The organism is Cyanobium gracile UHCC 0281, from assembly GCF_034931305.1.
Taxonomy (GTDB): Bacteria; Cyanobacteriota; Cyanobacteriia; order PCC-6307; family Cyanobiaceae; genus Cyanobium; species Cyanobium gracile_A.
The window spans coordinates 61,253-81,081 of sequence record NZ_JAYGHY010000003.1 but is presented as its reverse complement, the minus strand read 5'-3'; the positions used below and the strand labels follow the sequence as shown (position 1 = coordinate 81,081).

15 protein-coding genes are annotated in these 19,829 nt (G+C 69.2%); all 15 read left to right on the top strand.

The window, feature by feature from the left end; translation table 11 throughout:
• The first annotated feature begins 645 nt into the window (after positions 1-645).
• The 15 genes from VB739_RS01715 (at position 646) to asnB (ending at position 19,745) form a co-directional block, all read left to right on the top strand.
• Positions 646-1,554, top strand: coding sequence for a glycosyltransferase family 2 protein (locus VB739_RS01715; RefSeq protein ID WP_323355418.1), 909 nt, complete (start codon positions 646-648; stop codon positions 1,552-1,554).
• Positions 1,551-2,435 (top strand): glycosyltransferase, encoded by an 885-nt coding sequence (locus VB739_RS01710; protein ID WP_323355417.1) that lies wholly within the window; start codon positions 1,551-1,553, stop codon positions 2,433-2,435. Before VB739_RS01715 ends, VB739_RS01710 begins: the two co-directional genes overlap by 4 nt.
• A gap of 14 nt (positions 2,436-2,449) precedes the next feature.
• A complete protein-coding gene (locus VB739_RS01705) occupies positions 2,450-3,571 on the top strand; it encodes a hypothetical protein (RefSeq protein ID WP_323355416.1) in 1,122 nt (373 codons plus the stop codon).
• Positions 3,572-3,593: 22 nt separating this feature from the next.
• A complete protein-coding gene (locus VB739_RS01700) occupies positions 3,594-4,478 on the top strand; it encodes a hypothetical protein (protein ID WP_323355415.1) in 885 nt (294 codons plus the stop codon).
• Complete coding sequence (locus tag VB739_RS01695) at positions 4,475-5,800, top strand: glycosyltransferase family 4 protein (RefSeq protein ID WP_323355414.1); 1,326 nt, start codon at positions 4,475-4,477, stop codon at positions 5,798-5,800. Before VB739_RS01700 ends, VB739_RS01695 begins: the two co-directional genes overlap by 4 nt.
• A complete protein-coding gene (locus VB739_RS01690) occupies positions 5,793-7,814 on the top strand; it encodes a glycosyltransferase (protein WP_323355413.1) in 2,022 nt (673 codons plus the stop codon). The genes VB739_RS01695 and VB739_RS01690 overlap by 8 nt, the downstream gene beginning before the upstream one ends.
• A 4-nt stretch (positions 7,815-7,818) precedes the next feature.
• Complete coding sequence (locus tag VB739_RS01685) at positions 7,819-8,754, top strand: glycosyltransferase family 2 protein (protein WP_323355412.1); 936 nt, start codon at positions 7,819-7,821, stop codon at positions 8,752-8,754.
• A complete protein-coding gene (locus tag VB739_RS01680) occupies positions 8,751-10,814 on the top strand; it encodes a glycosyltransferase (RefSeq protein ID WP_323355411.1) in 2,064 nt (687 codons plus the stop codon). Before VB739_RS01685 ends, VB739_RS01680 begins: the two co-directional genes overlap by 4 nt.
• A 1-nt stretch (position 10,815) precedes the next feature.
• Positions 10,816-12,117, top strand: a complete 1,302-nt coding sequence (locus VB739_RS01675; RefSeq protein ID WP_323355410.1) for a hypothetical protein — start codon at positions 10,816-10,818, stop codon at positions 12,115-12,117.
• Positions 12,114-13,292: a glycosyltransferase gene (locus VB739_RS01670; RefSeq protein ID WP_323355409.1), complete on the top strand. Its 1,179-nt coding sequence runs from the start codon at positions 12,114-12,116 to the stop codon at positions 13,290-13,292. The genes VB739_RS01675 and VB739_RS01670 overlap by 4 nt, the downstream gene beginning before the upstream one ends.
• The gene (locus VB739_RS01665) at positions 13,289-14,749 is read left to right on the top strand and encodes a hypothetical protein (RefSeq protein ID WP_323355408.1); all 1,461 of its coding nucleotides are present in this window, start codon (positions 13,289-13,291) and stop codon (positions 14,747-14,749) included. The genes VB739_RS01670 and VB739_RS01665 overlap by 4 nt, the downstream gene beginning before the upstream one ends.
• Positions 14,746-15,549 carry a glycosyltransferase family 2 protein gene (locus VB739_RS01660; protein WP_323355407.1) on the top strand — a complete coding sequence of 268 codons (804 nt, stop codon included), beginning with the start codon at positions 14,746-14,748 and terminating at the stop codon, positions 15,547-15,549. The genes VB739_RS01665 and VB739_RS01660 overlap by 4 nt, the downstream gene beginning before the upstream one ends.
• Before the next feature lie 157 nt (positions 15,550-15,706).
• Positions 15,707-16,741 carry an SDR family NAD(P)-dependent oxidoreductase gene (locus VB739_RS01655; RefSeq protein WP_323355406.1) on the top strand — a complete coding sequence of 345 codons (1,035 nt, stop codon included), beginning with the start codon at positions 15,707-15,709 and terminating at the stop codon, positions 16,739-16,741.
• Complete coding sequence (locus tag VB739_RS01650; RefSeq protein WP_323355405.1) at positions 16,738-17,919, top strand: glycosyltransferase family 4 protein; 1,182 nt, start codon at positions 16,738-16,740, stop codon at positions 17,917-17,919. The genes VB739_RS01655 and VB739_RS01650 overlap by 4 nt, the downstream gene beginning before the upstream one ends.
• Positions 17,920-17,924: 5 nt before the next feature.
• Positions 17,925-19,745: an asparagine synthase (glutamine-hydrolyzing) gene (gene asnB / locus VB739_RS01645; protein WP_323355404.1), complete on the top strand. Its 1,821-nt coding sequence runs from the start codon at positions 17,925-17,927 to the stop codon at positions 19,743-19,745.
• Positions 19,746-19,829: the final 84 nt, after the last annotated feature.

The window sequence follows — 19,829 nt, the reverse complement described above, 5'->3', positions numbered from 1 at the left end:
CAGCTAAACTTCCATGCATGGGGGCAATGCAATTCCCTGACCAACAGACAGCGTCAAGCCTCGACCACGCCATGAAGATGCCGCTTTGCTTCGAAATCCTGCTGCCCTGTTCGCCATGCGAGATGTGAGGTCGGCGGATTTCATGGACGCCATTCATCACGCCTACATATAAGTCGATGACAGTGCCATCGTCACCATGGGTGTTGATCAATGCAGCTTCACCTTCCGAATGGGTACATTCATACAAGCACTCCTTACACGAAAAGCAGCCGCTGGATCTTCTCATCGTCTGTGCAAAGCGCATTCTCGCCGATCCCCCACCCGGCGCATCCCGGACCCAGCCGGCGGTAATTATGGCTGGACACGACCTTCCGATGTTGAAGCTGGGGCGGCACCTCATTCGGCTTCCGACTCCGACCTGGGGCATGGCCATCCTCCGGCGCCATGCCGTCCATGGCCTTCTCTGCCGCGAAGTTTCCTCTCATGACGGGGCTGCCGCGGCCGCGGCCAGCGTGGGTTTCAGCGACAGCGACGGCCCTTGGGAACGAAGTCGGGCCAGGGCACGCCGGGAGTCCGGCATAGATGACGTGGTTCTCCTGCCGTCGGGGTGCATGGGACGGGCCATCTCGGTGGAGCGGCCCCACCATGGTTGAGGCCCCCCTGCCCGCCACTCATCCCCTCTACGGCTGGACCTCAGCCGCCCCGCCCAGCGTGCCCGAACGGTTCAGCAAGGACCCTAGCCGGCCCCTGTTCTCGATCGTTATCCCCACCCTCAACCAGGGGCCCTACATCGAGGACACCCTGCTCTCGATTCTCTGGCAGGGCTACGACAACGTCGAGATCATCGTGGTGGACGGGGGCAGCACCGATGCCACCCCGGCAGTGCTTGAGCGCTACCGGCCCTGGATCAGGGTGCTGATCAGCGAACCCGACCGGGGCCAGTCTGACGCCATCAACAAGGGGTTCCGCCGAGCCAGCGGGTCGGTCCTCGCCTGGCTCAACTCCGACGACTTCTACCTGCCGGGAGCCTTCCACTCCGTTCTGGCCTGCTTCGCCGCCGACCCCTCCGGCCGCTGGGTGATCGGCAGCGGCGACATCATCAGTGCCGACCAGCAGTTTCTGCGCCATGTGCCCGCCCGGGAGGGATCGGAGCAGACCCTGCTGGCCATCGAGAACGACTGCTTCCTGCTGCAGCAGAGCTGCTTCTGGAGTGCCTCCCTCTGGCAAGAGGCCGGCGGGGTGGACGAGGGCCTGAGCCTGCTGATGGACTACGACCTCTGGTGGCGCTTTTCCCAGCGCTGCAGCGGCCTGGTCACCCAGGAGAAACTGGGGGCCATGCGCTACTACGCCACCGTGAAGACCCGGCGCCAGGGGGAACGCTTTCCGTCCGAACTGGCCACCATCTACGCCCGCTACGGGGCCAGCGAGCCGCTGGAGCGGCTGGTGCAGCGGCTGCTGAAGGAAAAATCTGCCCTCGGCGAGCGCCTCCAGGCCCTGGAACGTCAGCTGCCGGTGCGGCTGTTGCGGCGCCTGCGCCTCCTTCCCCGACCATGACGACACCGGAACTCTTCGTCGGCATCACCAGCTGGAACAGCGAGCTGTTCCTGCCCCACTGCCTGGAGGCGCTACAAGCCACCACCCGGGGGCTCAACACCCGGATCTGCGTGCTGGACAACGGCTCCACCGACCGCTCCGTGGCGATCGCCCGGGAGCGAGGCGCCGAGGTGGTGCAGCGCTCCTGTAGCCAGCCCGAGGCGCTCAATGCCCTGCTGGGCCGCTCCCGCTCCCCCTACACGCTGCTGCTGCATGCGGATGTGATCCTGCTGTCCCAGCAGTGGTTCAGCCTCTGCCGTTCCCGTCTCACCGATGGGGTGGCGCTGGTGTCGCCGCAGGACATCGGCTGCGGGCCGCTCACCCGCCCCTTCGGGGCCGGCATGCCGGAGAGCTCCTTCCTGCTGATGCACACGCAGCGCTTCCGCCGCTGCCGGCGCCTTCACTGGCGACGTAAGGGGCGCTGGCCGCGTCCCCGCTTGGAGATCGACTTCCACGGCCCACACATCACCCACCACCTGCCGATGGAGTTGGAGCGGCGCCAGCTGACCTGGGTGCCCATGGACGTGTTCGTCTCCAACCGGGCCAGCGAACCACTGTTCACGCCAGCCTCACCGCCGGCGGTCTGGAGCGACGAGCTGGCCTATCTGCGTTACGGCCTCGGCAACTTCTACGGCCTCGACGGCACGATCACCCATTACCACAATTGGTACGACCGGATCGCCGCCCGGGAGAAGAGCGAACCGGCACCGACGCCTGGCCGCAAGGATTTTCCGGTGGAGTTCATCCGCTCCTACACCCATCGCCTGCTGGAGGACTACAGCGCCGGCAGGCTGGAGCTACCCACCGACCTCAGCACCACCCGCACCCCCCGAGCGCTTTAGCCATCCCTTCCTCCATGACCGGTCCCTCGCCACCACGGCCGATCGCCGCCCACTTCCTCCTGGTGCCGGAGCTGCTGCATTCGCCCCCCAACGAGGCGATCATCTCGGCCCTGCTGGAGAACGGGTTTGATGTCCACGTCTATGCCCCGGGGCCCTGCGGCAGCACCGCTCCCTACGGCGAGCGAGTCACCACCCACCGGGTCTCCTATTCGATGCGCTGGCTGCTGGGCCAGGCCTGGCGTCCCCATTGGCGCCGCTACAGCTGCTTTTCGGGCACCACCGAGGATCCGATCGCCGTGGTGGGCGTCCTGGCCCGTCTGCACCGCCGAGCCAGCTTCGTGCTGGGGGACGAGATCCGCGCCGGCAGCTACCGGGGCCCCCGCTCGAAACGCTGGAAGCAGCTCTGCCTGCAGGCCTACCGGCGGGCGCGCTTCACCATCGTCAACGACACCCATCGGGTGCCCCTGGTGCGTGACTACGCCGGCCTGCCGGCGGCCCAGCCGGTGCTGGTCTACCCCGGCTGTTTCCGCAACCCGCCGGAACGGGATTCGCTCGTGCGTCAGCGGCTCCGTCAGCGCTGGGGCCTCGCGCCACAAGCCCTCACCCTGGCCATCTCCGGGGGCTTCAACCTCACCGCCGGTGCCGACTGGCTGCTCGATGCCCTGCATGAGGATCCGGCGCTCTGCGCTGTGATCCAGCCCCTGGGGGTGGATCCCCTGGCCCTCTACCTGCTGCGGCGCCTGAGCCTGGGCGGCCGACTCCACATCGAGACCGAGCGGCTGTCCTGGCAGGAGGCCTGGCGATCGGCCGTCGGCTACGACATCGGCCTGGCCGTTTACACCAATCCGGCGCCCCAGTTCCAGGCCATGGGGGTCAGCTCCAACCGACTCTGCATGTACCTGGCCATGGGAGTGCCGGTGATCTGCAGCCGCCAGGCCAGTTTCCAGTTCGTCGAAAACTTCGGCTGCGGCGTGATGGTCGACGACGGCGCCGGCTTTCTGGCGGCAGCCCACCACCTGGGGGCCGACCTGGACGCCCGGCGGGAGGACTGCGCCCGCTGCTTCCACGATCACATCCGCCCCCAGGAGCGCTACCGCGCCCTGGTGGAGGCGATCGGCGCCCTCGGGCACCCCTGAGGCGGGAGCCACCACCAACACCATGAACCGCTCCAGCCTCAACCTTCGTCTTTACCTCGCCACCCGGGCCGTGCTCCATGGCGGCCGTCGCCGCATTCCGAGGGCACTGCTGCCGCCACGGCGGCCCCTCGGCGATCGCTTCACGATCGCGATCACCACCTTCGAGGCCCGCTACGAGAGCTACTTCCGTCCCCTCTACCGCTCCCTGCGACGCACGTTCCCCGAGGTGCCGATCCTGGTGGCCGTCAACGGCCACGGCGATCAGGCCAGCCAGAGCCGTTATCTGGAGCGGATCTGCGGTGAACTGGCCAGCGGCGAGCCGTCCCATCGCCGCTTCCTGCTGCACGATCGGGTGGTAGGGCTCTGCCAGCTCTGGAACGAACTGCTCCAGGCCAGCCCGACGGCCACCACCCTGGTGCTCAACGACGATCTGCGCATCGACCCCTACCTGCGGCGCTGGGCCGAGGCCATGGCCTGGGAGTCGGTGGATCTCACCCTGCTCAACAACACCTGGTCCCATTTCGCCATCGGCCGGCGCTGCTGGGAGCGCATCGGCGCCTTCGACCAGAGCTTCAGCGGCATCGGCTTCGAGGACATGGACTACACCGCCCGGGCGAGCCTGGCCGGGGTCGAGATCAGAGGAGTGGACTGCCCCTATCTGCACCATGCGAACGACCAGCCGGTCACCACCTCCTTCGATGATCAATCGGCGCGGGTCTGGGGCAAATACACCTCCGCCAACCAGGAGAGTTTCTTCCGCAAGTGGGAAAGCTGCCCGGCGCCGGAGGGGATCTATATCCGCCAGCTAGGCCACCACGTGCGCCCCATCGCCCCCCTGCCGCTCCTGACCACGCCACCCCTCATCCCGTCCGGGGCGGGGGTCGTGTATCTGGATCGAACGCCATGAAGGTGCTGGTGCTCGCCCCCTCCGCCTACCTGCTCGGCGGGGTTCAGGACTGGCTGGCGAGTCTGGTACCGGGGCTGCGGGCCGGCGGACTGGAAGTGACGGTGGCGGTGCCCGACGGCGACCATCACCGCCATGGCCCCTACGCCCGGGCCTATCCGGCGCTTGCCGCCCAACCGCTTTGCAACCCCAGCGGCAGCGTCGAGGGAAGGGTTCGCGCCATCGCCACCCTGCTTGGGAGTCTCAATCCCGAGCTCGTACTCGGGGTCAATCTGGTCGACCTCTACCCCGCGGCCCAGCGGGCCCGCCGCCAGGGACGCTTTCACGGACGGGTGGTGATGACCCTGCATGCGCTGCAGGCGGAGTACTTCGACGACCTGCAGCGCCACGGCGCCGGCATCGATGCGGTGATCGCCACCAATCGGCTGGCCTGCCGGCTGGCGAGCGAGCGGGGCCGGATCGACCCCGCCCGGGTGCTCTATGCCCCCTACGGCGTGCCGGTGCCGCCATGGCAGGCCCCTGGCGGCGATCCGGCCACAACGCTGCGGCTGGCCTGGGTGGGCCGGCTGGAGCAGGCCCAGAAACGGGTGCACGATCTGCCGCCGCTGCTGGCGGCGCTCGAGGCCCTGGGGGTCGAGGTGCAGCTCAGCGTCGCCGGCGATGGCGAGGAGCGCCCGGCCCTGGAGCGATCCCTGGCGCCCTGGATCGCAGGCGGCACGGTGCGACTGCTGGGCCACGTCGACCAGCGCCGGCTGGCGGAGGAGATCTACGGCCATCACCATGCCCTGGTGATCACCTCCGCCTGGGAGACGGGGCCGATCGTGGCCTGGCAAGCCATGGCCAGCGGCATGGCGGTGGTGAGCAGCCGCTATGTGGGGTCGGGCCTGGAGGGGGCCCTGGAGCACGACGCCACGGCCCTGCTCTTCCCCTGCGGCGATGTCGCCGCCGCCGCCGCCCAGCTGGCACGACTGCGGCAGGGCGCCCTGCTGGAGCGGCTGTCCAGGGCCGGTCACGCCCTGGTGGCCGGGCGCTACAGCGAGGCGGCCTCACTGGCGGCCTGGCGGCGGGCGCTTCATCAGGTGATGGAGCTGCCCCCGCTCTCAGAGATGTCCCCTGAACCGGCACCGGCACCCGCGGGACGGCTGGATCGCTGGCTGGGCCGGCGCCGCGGCGAGGATCTGCGCCGGCTGCTGGGGCAGCGCTTCCGCCACGGCAGCGCCGGCAGCGAGTGGCCCCATTCCGGTGGCGAGGCCGATGGGGCGGCAGAAGCGGACCTGCTGGCGGCGGCGGGCCAGCTCGATCATCCCGGTGCTCCCCATGACTGAAACGACAGGACCCTCCCGGAAGGAATGGCTGGGCGTCTGGCTGAAGGAGCGGCTGCGCTACGAGTGGTTGCTGCGCCGTCCGTTGCCAGCCCACCTGGCGATCGCCAACCGCGACGAGCGGCTGGAAGCGGCCCCCGATGGCGTTGGCCAGTCCTGTCTGTGGCGCTTCACCTCCCGCCTGCATGCGCCCCGGCTGCAGCCGGAACTGGGCAGGCGCCTGCTGGAGCGCTGCCTGGTGGCCGCGCCGATCCGGCGCCGCGCCGCGCCCCTCTGGAGTGAGGGGCCGCCGGAGCTGAGCGTGCTGATCGGCCACCGGGGCCTCGAGCGGCTGCCCCTGCTGCTGGCCACCCTGGACTCCTTCGCCGCCCAGGAGGACGTGCGCCTGGAGTGCCTGGTGATCGAGCAGGACAGCGAACCCCGCATCGCCGGGCAGCTCCCCCCCTGGGTGCGCCACATCCACGGGCCCCTGCCCGACCCCGGCGCCCCCTACAACCGCTCCCACACGTTCAACCTGGGCGCCCGCCAGGCCCACGCTCCGGTGCTGCTGCTGCACGACAACGACATGCTGGTGCCGGCCGGCTACGCCAGCCGCCTGCTGGAGAGAATCGGCCGCGGCTATGCGGTGGTGAACCCGAAGCGATTCGTCTTCTATCTCGATGCGGTCCATAGCGCCTCGGTGCTCGCCGGTTCGGAGACCTACGCCGAGCGGCCCGCCGAAGCGATCGTGCAGAACCTGGAGGCCGGGGGCTCGATGGCGATCACCGCCGAGGCCTATGCCGCGATCGGGGGCATGGATGAGGGCTTCGTCGGCTGGGGCGGCGAAGACAACGAGTTCTGGGACCGCTGCCTCACCCGTCCCACCTGGATCTGGGGCTACGAGCCGATCGTGCACCTCTGGCACCGCGGCCAGCCGCTCAAGCACCAGCGGGACAACCCCAACCTGGAGCGGGCCCGCGCCGTGATGCAGCGTCCTGCCCTCGAGCGCATCGCTGCCCTGCGGCCCGCAGCGACCCCCGGTCTGGTGAGCACGATCATCCCGGTGCACAACCGCTCCGCCCTGCTGCGGGAAGCGGTGGCGAGCGTTCTGGCCCAGGACCACCGGCCGATCGAGATCGTCATCGTCGACGACGGCTCCAGCGACGACACCGCCGAGGTGGCCGATGGCCTGGCCGCCACCCATCCGGACCTCATCCGGGTGATCCACCAGCCCAATGGCGGGCCCGGCGCCGCCCGCCAGCGGGGGCTCGACCACAGCCGCGGCGAGTTCGTGCAGTATCTCGACAGCGACGACCTGCTGCTGCCCGGCAAGTTCAGCGCCCAGGTGGCGGCCCTGGAGCGGTCTGCCGAGGCCCAGATCGCCTATGGCCCCAGCCTGGAGGAGGACCATTCGCGGCGCCCGATCCAGCGCCGCGGCCCGATGCGGGCCACCGGCAAGCCCCTGGGGCGCCTGTTCCCGCTGCTGCTGCTGGAGCGCTGGTGGACCACCAGCTGTCCGCTGTATCGGCGCGAGCTGCTCGACCGCATCGGCCCCTGGCAGCCGTGGATCAATGAGGAGGACTGGGAGTACGACGGCAGGGCCGGTGCCGCCGGAGCCCCGCTGGTGTGGGTGCCAGGCGAGGTATCGGTGCGGCGGATCCACATGGGCGACGATCACCTCAGCGACCGGGGCCACCTCGACCCCCGCAAGTTGGCGGACCGGGCCAGGGCGCAGGACTCCCTGCTGCGCAGCGCCCTGGCCGCCGGCGTCGATCGCCGCAGCCCGGAGATGGCGCGTTTCTCACGCTCCGCCTTCCTGCTCAGCCGCCAGTGCGGCGCCGCCGGAGCGGAGCAGGCCTCAGAGCGGCTGTTCCAGCTCGCCCGCCGCACCGGGGCCTGGCAGGGGCGCCGGCGGCTGGAGTTCGTCCTGTACGGGCTGCTGGCCGCCGTCCTGGGCTGGGGACGGGCGGCCCGGTTGAGCATGGGGGTCCGGACACGGCTGCCTCCAGGATCCCGCCCAGGGGGGAACATGACCTGAGGTGATGCAGGAGCCTGTGGAGCACGAATCCGGCACGGCACCGTTGGTGTCAGTGGTGATGGGCGTTCGCAATGGCGGCGCCGGCCTCACCGCCACCCTCGATTCCCTTACCAGCCAGGAGGGGGTGGATCTGGAAATCGTGGTGATCAACGACGGCTCCAGCGATGACACCGGCGCCCTGCTGGCGGCCCGCGCCGCCTTGGAGCCGCGCCTGCGGGTACTGGAGCGGCAGGGTCGGGGCCTCACCCGCTCGCTGATCGAAGGCTGCCAGGTGGCCCGCGGTCGCTTCATCGCCCGTCAGGATGCGGGAGACATCTCCCTGCCGGGCCGGCTGCAGCGCCAGCTGCGCTACCTGGAGGAGAACCCGGACGCCAGCCTCTGCTCCACCCACGTGCGCCTGGTGGTGCCCGAGGGTGCCACGGTCCGGGTGAACGCACCGAAGCCAGAGGAGCTCGCCGATGGCCTCACCGGACCGGCCATCCACGGCTCGGTGATGCTGCGCCGCAGCGCCTACGAGCGGGCCGGAGGCTATCGGCCGATGTTTTATTTCGCCCAGGACATCGATCTGTGGAGCCGCATGGTGGAGTTCGGCAGCCACCTGGTGGTGCCGGAGGTGCTCTACGAGGCCACCCTCTCCCCAGGATCGATCAGCGGCTCGCGGCGCCAGGAACAGGAGGCCTTCCACGCCCTGATCGTGGCGGCCACCCAGGCCCGCCGCGGCGGCCAGCCCGAGGCGCCCGTCCTGGCCGAGGCCGAGGCCCTGAGCGACCGTTGCCGCGGCTCGCGGGCCCAACCCCGTCGGCAGGCCGATGGGGCTTATTTCATTGGCGCCTGCCTCAGCCAGGAGCGTCCGGACCTGGCCCGCCAGTACCTGCGCCAGGCCCTCAGCCTCAACCCCTGGCACCTCAAGGCCCGGCTCAAGCTGGCCACCCTGCCATGACCCTCAGCGTCGCGATTCCCACCTACGGCCGCGATCAGGTGCTGATTGACAGCGTCGCCGCCCTGCTGGCGCTGGATCCCCCCCCGTTCGAGCTGCTCGTCGTCGACCAGACGCCCCGCCACGATCCCGACTGCGAAGCGCGCCTGGACGCCTGGCAGGCGGAGGGACGGATCCGGTGGCTGCGGCTGCCGACCCCCTCGATCACCGGCGCCATGAACGTGGCCCTGCAGGAGGCCAGCGGCGAGCGGGTGCTGTTCCTCGACGACGACATCCTGCCGGACCCGGACCTGCTCAACGCCCACGCACAGGCCGGTGCCGCTGACCCCGAGGCCATGCTCGCCGGACGGGTGCTGCAGCCCTGGCACCGGGGCTGCAGCGATCCGGAGGAGGGACCGTTCCTGTTCAACAGCCTGCGGCCCCGCTCGGTGCAGGAGTTCATGGGGGGCAACGTGGCCATCCCCCGCCGGCTGGCCCTCGACCTGGGCGGGTTCGACCAGAACTTCGTGCGGGTGGCCTACCGCTTCGAGGCTGAATTCGCCTTTCGCTGGCGCCAGGCCGGCCATCCGATCCAGTACGTGCCCGGCGCCCTGATCCACCACCTCAGGGCCGAGCGGGGCGGTACCCGCAGTTACGGCAAGCACCTCACCACCGTCAAGCCCGACCACGCCGTGGGGCGCTACTACTTCCAGCTGCGCACCCAGCCCCTGCCGGCGGCCCTGGCGGGGTGCCTGCGCGGCTGGCTGGGGTCGGTGCGCAGCCGTCACCATCTGCGCCATCCCTGGTGGATCCCCCCCACCCTGGTCGCCGAAGGGCGTGGCCTGGTCTGGGCCCTGAGGCTGCAGAAGCGGGGTCCGGCCCTGCTGCCGACGCGCCGACGTCGGTTGCTGATCGCCGGCAGCCATCCGGTGCAATACCAGACACCCCTGTTCCAGACCCTCGCCGCCTCCCCTGGTGTGCGCAGCGATGTGCTGTATCTCACCCTTCCGGACGCCCGGACCCAGGGGCTGGGGTTCGGGGTCAACTTCGAGTGGGACGTGCCTCTGTTGGAGGGCTACGCCTGGCACGAAGCCAGCAGCGGCCGCGGCCGCGGCATCACCTCCGGCTACCGGGGCGTCTGGCTGGCACGCCCCCTGGCGGAGCTGGGGTTCGGTCCCGGCCGGGAGCGGCCCGATGCCCTGCTGCTGACCGGCTGGCATTTCCTGGGGATGGTTCAGCTGTTCATCGCCGCCCGCCTGCAGGGCCTGCCGGTGCTGCTGCGCATGGATTCCAATGCCTTCCGCCCCAGGCCCTGGCCCCTGACGCTCGCCTACTGGTTCCTGTTCCGGGGCGTCTCGGTCGGGCTTCCCGTCGGCACGGCCAATGCCCGCTGGTACCGCCAGTTCGGCGTCCCCCAGAAGCGGCTGGTGCCCTCGCCCCACTTCGTGGACAACGCCTACTTCAGTGACCGGGCCAGCGCCCTGCGCCCGCGCCGGGATGAGCTGCGCCAGGGCTGGGCCATCCCCCAGGGGGCGTTCTGCTTTCTGTTCGCCGGCAAACTCCAGCCCAAGAAGCGTCCCCTCGACCTGCTCGAAGCGTTGCGGTTACTCCTGGTCGACCCCCTGGTCCCGATGGTGCATCTGCTGCTCGTGGGCAGCGGCCCCCTGGAGGAGGCCTGCCGAGCATTGGCCGCCCAGCACCGCCTGCCGGTGAGTTTCGCCGGCTTCCTGAATCAATCCGAAATGCCGTCGGCCTACGCGGTGGCCGACAGCCTGGTGTTGCCCTCCGACCACGGCGAAACCTGGGGCCTGGTGGTGAACGAGGCCATGGCCTGCGGCCTGCCGGCGATCGTGAGCGACCAGGTGGGATGCGCCGAAGACCTGGTGCTGGAAGGCCGCACGGGCCTGGTGAGCCCCGTCGGCCAGCCAGCGGCCCTGGCCGCCGCCATGGGGCAGATGGCCGCCGATCCGGCCGCGGCCGCCCGCATGGGAGCAACGGCCAAAGAGCTCGTCCAGGCCCATTTCAGCGTGCGGAACGCCGCCGAGGGCATCCTGGAGGGGCTGGCCCTGCTGGAGCCGCGCTGAGATGGCCAGGGCCCTGATCCTGTCCCTGCAACCCCCGGGGGGTGGCGGCGTGCAGGCCCGTCGCTACGCCAAGTTGCTGCCCCATCTGCCAGCGGCGGGCTGGGAGTTCCATGTCGTCGGTCCCGATCCCCGGCTGGATGCCATCACACCGGAGCCCTTCCCCGGCCAGGAACGGTTCTGCCACTACAGCCAGCGGGTCTCGCGCTCCCATCGCTGCGCCATCCGCAAGAACCGCCGCAGGGCCGGCAACCCGCTCCACCTGTGGTTCGGCCTGCGCCAGCTGATCCACCAGCGGCTGGAGCGGCTGGGTGGCCACGACCCCCAGACCCACGCCCTCGAGGGCCTCAGGGGCACAGCCCTGGAGACGGCAGCGGCGATCCCCTTCGATGTCGTGGCGGGGATCTGCCCGGATTTCCGGGTGCTTGAGGTGGCCCGGGACGTGGCCAGCCAGCTCGGCAAACCCTTCATCGCCATCTATGACGATCCTTGCGGCCATCGGGAGAAGGGCGACTTTCACCCGGCCCACCCCGAGCGCCAGCGGGCCGTGCTGACCGCGGCGACGGGGGCGGTGTTCGCCTCACCCCTCACCCTGCAGCGCTATCGGGAGCAGGGGCTGCTGGGAGCCACCCCCGCCCGCTTCCTGCCGGACTGCTTCGAGGTCGACACGTTTCCGCCACCAGCCGCCAGGAGAAGCCTGCCAGTCCCCGGGGAGCCAACGGTGGCGGCCGGCACCCCGCTGACCCTGTTCCACCCCGGCAACCTGGGCCCCTGGCGGCCGATCGAGCCCCTGCTGGAGGCCGTGCGGCGCTGGCAGCGGGAGGGGCTCGGAGAGCTGAGAATCCTTCTCTACGGCTATCTCTACAAAGCGGCCACAACGGCCATCCGCAGCGACCCCAGCCTGAGCACCAGCATTCGGGTCCATGCCGCCGTGAGCAACGAGCGCTCCCATCAACTGGCCGAACAAGCCGATGCCCTGTTGGTGCTGATCGGGCCTCGCCACACGGACAACCTGCCCTCGAAATTCTTCGAATACCTCCCCCACGCCACCCCGGTGCTGGTGGCCGGTCCGTCTGGCAACCCGCTCGAGGCCATCCTCAACGACCTGCACAAGGGCCTCTATTGCGACATTGAAAGCAGCGAGGCCATCTTCGAGGCCTTCGTGACCTTGCAACGCCAGGCCGGCTCCTACCGGGACCACCAGCGCCACAACCCGGACGCCATCGATGCCTATGCCGCCCCCCGGGTGGCCAGATCCTGGGCCGCGGCGTTCGATGGCTTCCTGGCGTCTCGCCCCTTGCCATGAGGATCCTGCATGTCATCCCCTCGATCAGCCCGCTGCGGGGCGGCCCCAGCCGGGCCGTGATCGACATGGTGGCGGCCCTGCGCCTCCAGGACGTGGACGCCGCCATCCTCACCACCAACGACCATGGCCCAGGCCTGCACCCGGATCTGGTCACCGGACGCTGGCAGTGGCACCAGGGGGTGCCGGTGCTGGCCTTTCCCCGCTGGAGTCCGCCGGTGGCCGCCCTGCGGGAGTTCGCCTTCAGCCCTGCGCTCAGCCTCTGGCTGGCCCGGCATCTGAAGCAGTACGACCTGCTCCACATCCATGCCCTTTTCTCCTATCCCTCCACCAGCGCCATGGTCCAGGCCCGCTGGGCCGGAGTTCCCTACATCCTGCGCAGCATCGGCCAGCTGAGCCCGTGGAGCCTGGCCCAGAGCCGCGGCCGCAAACGTCTGTTGTTGCGCCTGATCGAACGGCGCAACCTCAATCAGGCGGCTGCCTTGCACTTCACCACCACGGCCGAGCGGGACGAAGCGGCCGCCCTCGGCCTGGCCCCGCCGAGCCTGGTGCTGCCCCTGGGGGTGCGCGGCCCTGACCCACTGGCAGCGCCAGCGGCTGTCCGGAAGCCTTCGACGCCCGTCCGCTTCCTCTTCCTCTCGCGGTTGCACCCGAAGAAGCAACTGGAGAAGTTGCTGGAGGCCCTGGCCCTGCTGCAGCGGCAGCGGCCCGAAGCCAGCTGGGAACTGGCCATCGCCGGCGATGGGGACCCCCGTTATGTCACCGCGCTGCAGGTGCAGACCAGAGAGCTGGGCATCGACACCCGCTGCCGCTGGCTGGGTTTCGTGGAGGGGGACGAGAAATGGCGGGCTCTGGGCGCCGCCGACTGGTACGTCCTGCCGTCGGCGGCGGAGAACTTCGGCATTGCTGCCGTTGAAGCCCTTGCCATGGGCACCCCCGTCATCCTTTCTCCTGAGGTGGCCGTGGCTGCCGACGTGGCCCGCGCCGGAGCCGGCCTCGTCTGTGCCAGCGACCCGGAAGCGCTGGCAATGACCCTGTCCACCGCGTTGGTGCGGCCTTCGCTGTCAATGCGGACGTCCGCCTTTAACCTGGCGGAATCGGATTTTTCCTGGAGCACGATCGCCCTTCAGCTGCGTGACGCCTACCGCCAGGTGCTGCCCCCCTCCGCCGGCCGATGACCATCCTGCTGCTGATCGTGCTCTTCGGAGCTCTCGCCGCCGTGCTCCTCGATGGTGACTGGCGCGCCGGTCTGGTGGTCACGCTGATCATCGGCTTCGTCCAGGACCCCCTGCGCAAGATCACGCCCGACCAACCTGCCTACATGGTCGGCCTGGTGCTGATCGGCTTCGCTCTGTGTGGCGTGGTGCTCCTGGAACGGGCGGGACGCTTCAATCTGCGGGCGATGTTCTGGACCGTACCGCAATTCGATGGCTGGGTAACGATCTACTTCAGCCTGATCGCACTGCAAAGCCTCAATAGTTTCGCCCGCTTTTCCGATATCCGCCTCACCGCCATCGGAGCCGCCTTCTATCTGGCGCCGGCCTTTGGCCTGTGGGTGGGTTTCCAGGTGGGATGCAACCTGCCCTTGCTGAAACGTTTGCTGACCGTGTATCTGGTCGGCTCGGCAGTGATGGCGTTCACGGTCTATCTCAGTTTTCAGGGGGTCGACCATCCCACTCTCAAGGAAGTGGGCGAGGGGCTGTTGATCACCTTCCGCTTTGGATTCTCGGCCCAGGGGGCCTCGGGGTTCTGGCGCACCAGTGAAATCGCCTCCTGGCAGCTGTCGGCCGCCGCCTGCATTGCCGCCTCGATGGGCATTGCCAGCCAGAAGCCGACCAACCAGTTCGGGCTGTTGCTGATGGCGGCAGGGTTTGCCTTCCTCACCCTCCTGACCGGTCGTCGCAAAGCCCAGGTGCTGATCATGGCCTTCGTGGCCATCTATCTGCTGCTCTTCAGCCGCAGGGCCAGCCCCGCCTCCAAGGAGCGGGTGATCTCCAGTGTGCTTGGAGTGGCAGGGATCTCCTACCCCCTCTACGCGTTCATCCTTTCGGAGAATCTTGGTGAGAACTTCGGTGAATACACCAACCGCACCCTCACGATCCAACAGGATCTGGTCGAGCGCTTCGACTCCCAGGGCATCGGCGCCACCCTGAGGGCCATCGAGATCTCCGATGGCATTGGCATGGGGGTGGGAGCAGGCGCCAGCACGGGCGGCCTTGTCCGAAATGCCGCCCGTGACGCGATCCAGAGTGTGGCCTTCGTCTCCGAAGGTGGCGGCGGGCGCCTGATCCTGGAACTCGGCATCCCTGGCATGGTGATTCTCGGGGTGATCCTTGTGCTGCTGGGCCTGGTGCTGCTGCGCAACTTCCGACTCCTCAAGCAGTTACCTCAGTCCACCTCGGCCCTGTTGATGGGACTCATGTCCTTCGCTCTGGCCAATGTCCCAGCGTTCTTCTCTGCCGCCCAGCTCTATGGCGACCCCTTCGTGCTGATTCTGATGAGTCTTTCCCTGGGTTCCTTCCTGGCCATTCCCACTCTGGCCTCCCAGCAACAGGAACAGTGGGCTCAGTGGCAACAGCAACAACTTCAGCAGCGGCAGATCCTTATGGAGCAACGCTCCCAGCCCCTGGCATGAGAGTGTCAGAGAACCCAGGCAATCTCCTGAGTGCACTGATTCTCACCTACAATGAGGAGGCGAATATTGCCCGCACACTCGATCATCTGGGCTGGCTGGACTCCATCGTGGTGATTGACAGTGGCAGCAGCGACGCCACTCTCTCGATCCTCGCCACGAATGCCGCCGTACGGGTGCTCCACCGACCCTTCGACAACTTCGCTGACCAGTGCAATTTCGGTCTGGATCAGATCGACACCCCCTGGGTCCTCAGCCTTGATGCGGACTACCGGATCCCGCCGTCGCTGGCGAGCGAAATCCAAACGGTGATCAGGGATCCGGACAACACAGAAGTCTCAGGCTTCGCCATCCCGTTCCGCTACTGCATCGGCGGCCGTCCCCTGCGCAGCGGCATGCTGCCACCCAGGATCAGCCTCTACCGCCGGGGACTGGGCCGCTATCAGAACGACGGCCATGGGCACCGCATCGCTCTTCCGGGCCTGATCAAACCCCTGCGGCAGCCGATCTTCCACGACGACCGCAAACCCTTGCAGCGCTGGCTGACCTCCCAGGGGACCTACCTGGCGATCGAAGCCGCCAAACTGCGCGTCACTCCCTCCGGCCAACTGTCGCTGGCGGATCGACTCCGCAAGCACACACCCCTGGCTCCCTTCGCCGCCCTTTTGTTCTGTCTGCTCTGGAAAGGAGGGTTGCTCGAGGGCTGGCGCGGCTGGGCCTATGCCCAGCAGCGCATGTATGCCGAACTCCTGCTGCATCTCATGCTTCTGGAGGATCACCCCCGCCTCTCAACGCCACCGTGAGAGAGCGCAAGATCCCTAAGGATCTGGATGTTGGATTAAGGTCCGGCCTGACCGCCGGAGGCTTCCACTCTCCGCCGCTCTTCCATACCCTTCGCGATCGGAAGTCTCCTCCGCCCGCCGCCCTGTTCCCGTCGGTTCCCTCGCCTCGTCCATCTCGATGCCTTCGATCCTGATCACCGGCGGCGCCGGTTTCATCGGTGTCAACGCCGCCCAGCACTTCGCCTCCCTGGGGTGGGAGGTCGTGGTCCTCGATAACCTGTCCCGTCGGGGCACCGAGGACAACCTCCGCTGGCTGCTGGAGAAGCATCCCGCCATCGTTTTTCATCGGGTCGACATCCGCCAGGCCGAGGCCCTTGCCGACGTCGTGGCCAGCCTGCGCCCCTCGATGCTGCTGCACCTGGCGGCCCAGGTGGCGGTTACCACCTCCTACACCAACCCGCGGGAAGACTTCGAGATCAACGCCCTGGGGACCTTCAACGTGATGGAGGCCGTCAGGCTCCATTCCCCCGAGAGCTTCGTGCTCTACGCCTCCACCAACAAGGTCTACGGCGGCATGGAAACCGTGCCGGTGGAACTGACAGCCCATGGCTATCGCTTCCGGGATCTGCCCGCCGGCGTCCCGGAGAGCCAGCCCCTCGACTTCCACTCCCCCTACGGCTGCTCCAAGGGGGTCGCCGATCAGTACACGATCGACTACGCCCGCATCTACGACCTGCACACCTGTGCCTTCCGGCAGTCCTGCATCTACGGCACCCGCCAGTTCGGCATCGAGGACCAGGGCTGGGTGGCCTGGTTCAGCATCGCCGCCCTGCTGGAGCGGCCGATCACCCTTTACGGCGACGGCTGGCAGACCCGGGACGTGCTCGACGTGCGAGACCTGGCCCGGGCCTACGAAGCCGCCTGGAACCACCGCGACACGATCAGCGGCCAGGCCTTCAACATCGGCGGCGGCCCCGTCAACACCCTCTGTCTGCGGGATCTTCTGCGCTTTCTCGAGGAGGAGCTGGCCATCACCCTCTCCCCCCTCAGCGGCCAGTCCCGACCAGGCGACCAGCCCGTGTTCATCTGCGACGTCACCAAGGCCGCCGAGCAGCTGGGCTGGTCGCCGGAGATCAGCGTCGATGCGGGCGTGCGCCATCTCATCCGCTGGGTTCGCGACAACCGGGACCTGTTCGGCTGGCTCAAACAATGAGGCGGCCACGGGCCCTGATCAGCACCATCGAGCCGGTGGATGGGGGTGTACCCGCCATGACCGCCGCCGTCGCCAGGATGCTCGAAGAGCTCGACATCGAGCCTGTCTTCGCCTGGTATGCCCCCTGGAGCACCCATCGACGGCTGTCCGTTCCCCTGCATGCCATCCCCAGCGGCCGGCGGCCTGGCCAGATGGAGCGGCAGGTCTATGGAGGCCATGAAGGCCATGGCCTGGGGGCCTGGCTGCCGGAGCTGGAGTTCACCCATTACCTGCCCAGGCGCGCCTGGCGCCAGCTGATCGCCAGCTGCGATCTGCATCTGTCGGTCACCGGCAATCCCCTCTGCGCCACCCCCTTCGCCAGGCTGGGGATCCCCTTTCTGGCCTGGGTGGCCACCCCCTGGCAGGACGACCGGGTCGACCGCGTCAAACGCTTCTCCAGGCCGAGGCGGCTGCTTGACCGGAGCCTCAACGGCCCGGTGCTGCGACGGCTGGAACGTCAGGTGCTCCAGGCCCCCCGGGGGAGGATCCTGGCGTTGAGCGGCTACACGGCAGCGGCCCTTGAGGCCATCGCCCACCGCCCCATGGACGGGGTGATGCGCATGCCGGTGAATCCCGCCATTTTCCATCCCGCCCCCGATCGCCTGGTGCCCTGGCGCATTGGCTTTGCCGGTCGCTATGGCGACCCGCGCAAACACATCACCCTGTTGCTCGAGGCCGTGGCCCGACTCGTCGCGGGGGGGCGTCCGGTGCAACTCGTCCTGGCGGGCGAACAGGACGTCCATCGCCTTGAGGGCCCCCTGGCGGCGATGGGACTCGAAGGACGGGTGCAGTGCCACCCTTGTCTTGGCCCCAGCGCCCTGGCGGAGGTGCTGCAGGAACTGGATCTGTTTGTGATCCCCTCCCACCAGGAGGGCCTCTGCATCGCGGCCCTCGAGGCGATGGCCTGCGGGGTCCCCGTGGTCAGCACCCGCTGTGGCGGCCCCGAGGATTACGTGATCGCCGGCTGCACGGGCCAGCTGGTGGCCAACGAGCCCACCGCCATGGCGGCGGCGATCGCGGCGGTCTGTGCCGATCGCGGCCTCCGCGACCGCCTCTCCGCTGGGGCGCTGGCCTGGGTGCGGGAGCAGGCCAGCCCGGAGGCGGCCCGCCGCACCTTTCGGGCCCACCTGGAGGCCTAGAGCGGATGTGCGGCATCGCGGGCCAGCTGGGCCGGGAACCGGGCGACTTCGCCGCCAGGGTCGGCCCCCGCCTCGCCCACCGGGGACCCGATGACGCCGGCGTCTGGCAGGACGCCGGCGCCTGCCTGGTCCACCGGCGCCTGGCGATCCTGGACCTCTCTCCCCTGGGCCACCAGCCGATGGCCTCCCCCTGCGGCCGCTGGCAGCTGGTCTTCAACGGCGAGATCTACAACCACGCCGAGCTGCGCCGCCGGCTGGAAGCGGAGGGGCAGCAGTTCCGAGGCAGCGGCGACACCGAGGTGCTGCTGGCCTGGCTGATCCGCTGGGGACGGGACGGGCTGGAGGCGTTGCGCGGCATGTTCGCCTTCTGCCTGTACGACAGCCGCGAGCGCAGCGCCCTGCTCGCCCGTGATCCCCACGGCATCAAACCCCTCTACCTGCGCAGCGGTGCTGGGGGGTCCCTGTCCTTCGCCTCGGAACTGCGGGCCTTGCTGGCGGCGGATCCACAGCAGCCCGAGCTGGATCGCCAGTCCCTGGCTCGCTACCTGGCCACCGGATCGGTGCCGGAGCCCGCCACCATGGTGGCAGGGGTCCAGCGCCTGCCCTGCGGCCACGCCGCCAGCTGGCGCGAGGGTGAGCTCGCCGTGCATCCCTGGGGGGCCCTGCCAGAGAGCCTCGCCGGTGCCACCACCGACACCGGCATGACGGCGGCCGAGGCCGTGGCCCTCACCCGCTCGGCGCTCGAGGACTCCGTGGCCGCCCACATGGTCAGCGATGTGCCCGTGGGGCTGTTCCTCAGCGCCGGACTCGACTCCGCCTCCCTGCTGGCGCTGGCACCCCGGGGCCTGCACACCTTCACCATCGGGTTCGAGGCGGCAGGAGCCGACGGCTTCGATGAATCCGGGCCGGCGGGCCGCATCGCCGCTCACTTCGGGGCCCATCACACGCCCCTGAACCTCACGGCCGACCAGGCCCGGCAGTGGCTGCCCGCCTTCCTGGCCAGCCAGGACCAGCCCTCCATCGACGGATACAACACCTGGTGTGTGGCCCGGCTGGCCACGGAACACGGGCTGAAGGTGGCCCTCTCCGGTCTTGGCGGCGATGAACTGTTCGGGGGCTACCCCAGCTTCCGGATGGTGCCGAAACTCTGCCGCTGGCGCCGCCGCATCGGGCCGGCCGGTCCGCCGGCGGCGTGGCTCCTGCACCGGCTGCCCCAGGGGCGCCGGGCCAGGCTGCAGCGGATCACGGGGTTGCTGGAGGCCCCCGCGTCTCTCGGCCAGGCCTACGGATGTTTCCGGGGACTGTTCTCCCCCACCGAAACCGAGCGCCTACTGGCGCACTGGGGGCTCAGCGCCTCTCCTGGCGCGCCGGCGGCCGGCGAAGCTGGCGGGGGAGAGGCACCGGGCGGGCGCGAAGGGGTGGCCTGGCTGGAAGGCACCCGCTACCTGCGCAACCAGCTGCTGCCGGACAGCGATGTGATGGCCATGGCTGCCGGCCTGGAATTGCGCCTGCCCCTGGTCGATGCCCAGCTGCAGCGCCGGCTGGCGCCGATCCCCGCCGCCCTGCGGCTGGCGGAAGGCAAGCAGCTGCTGGCGGACAGCCTGCCGGAGCTGCCCGGCTGGTTTCTGAACCGCCCCAAGCAGGGGTTCCGCTTCCCGTTCCAGTTGTGGCTCGACGACCCGGCCTCACCCCTGGCCCTGCGACTGCCCACGACCCCCCGGGGAATCGACCTGGCGCCCTGGTACCGGCGCTGGAGCCTGATGGTGCTGCAGCACTGGCTGGAGGTTCACCTCGGCGTCAGCCTGTCTGCGGCCCCACACCCGTGAACGACACGCCGCCTTGCGCCCTCAGGTTGCCCCTGGACATGTCCCCTAGGATCCGGCTGCCGCTGGATGCCCAACCCGCCGGGT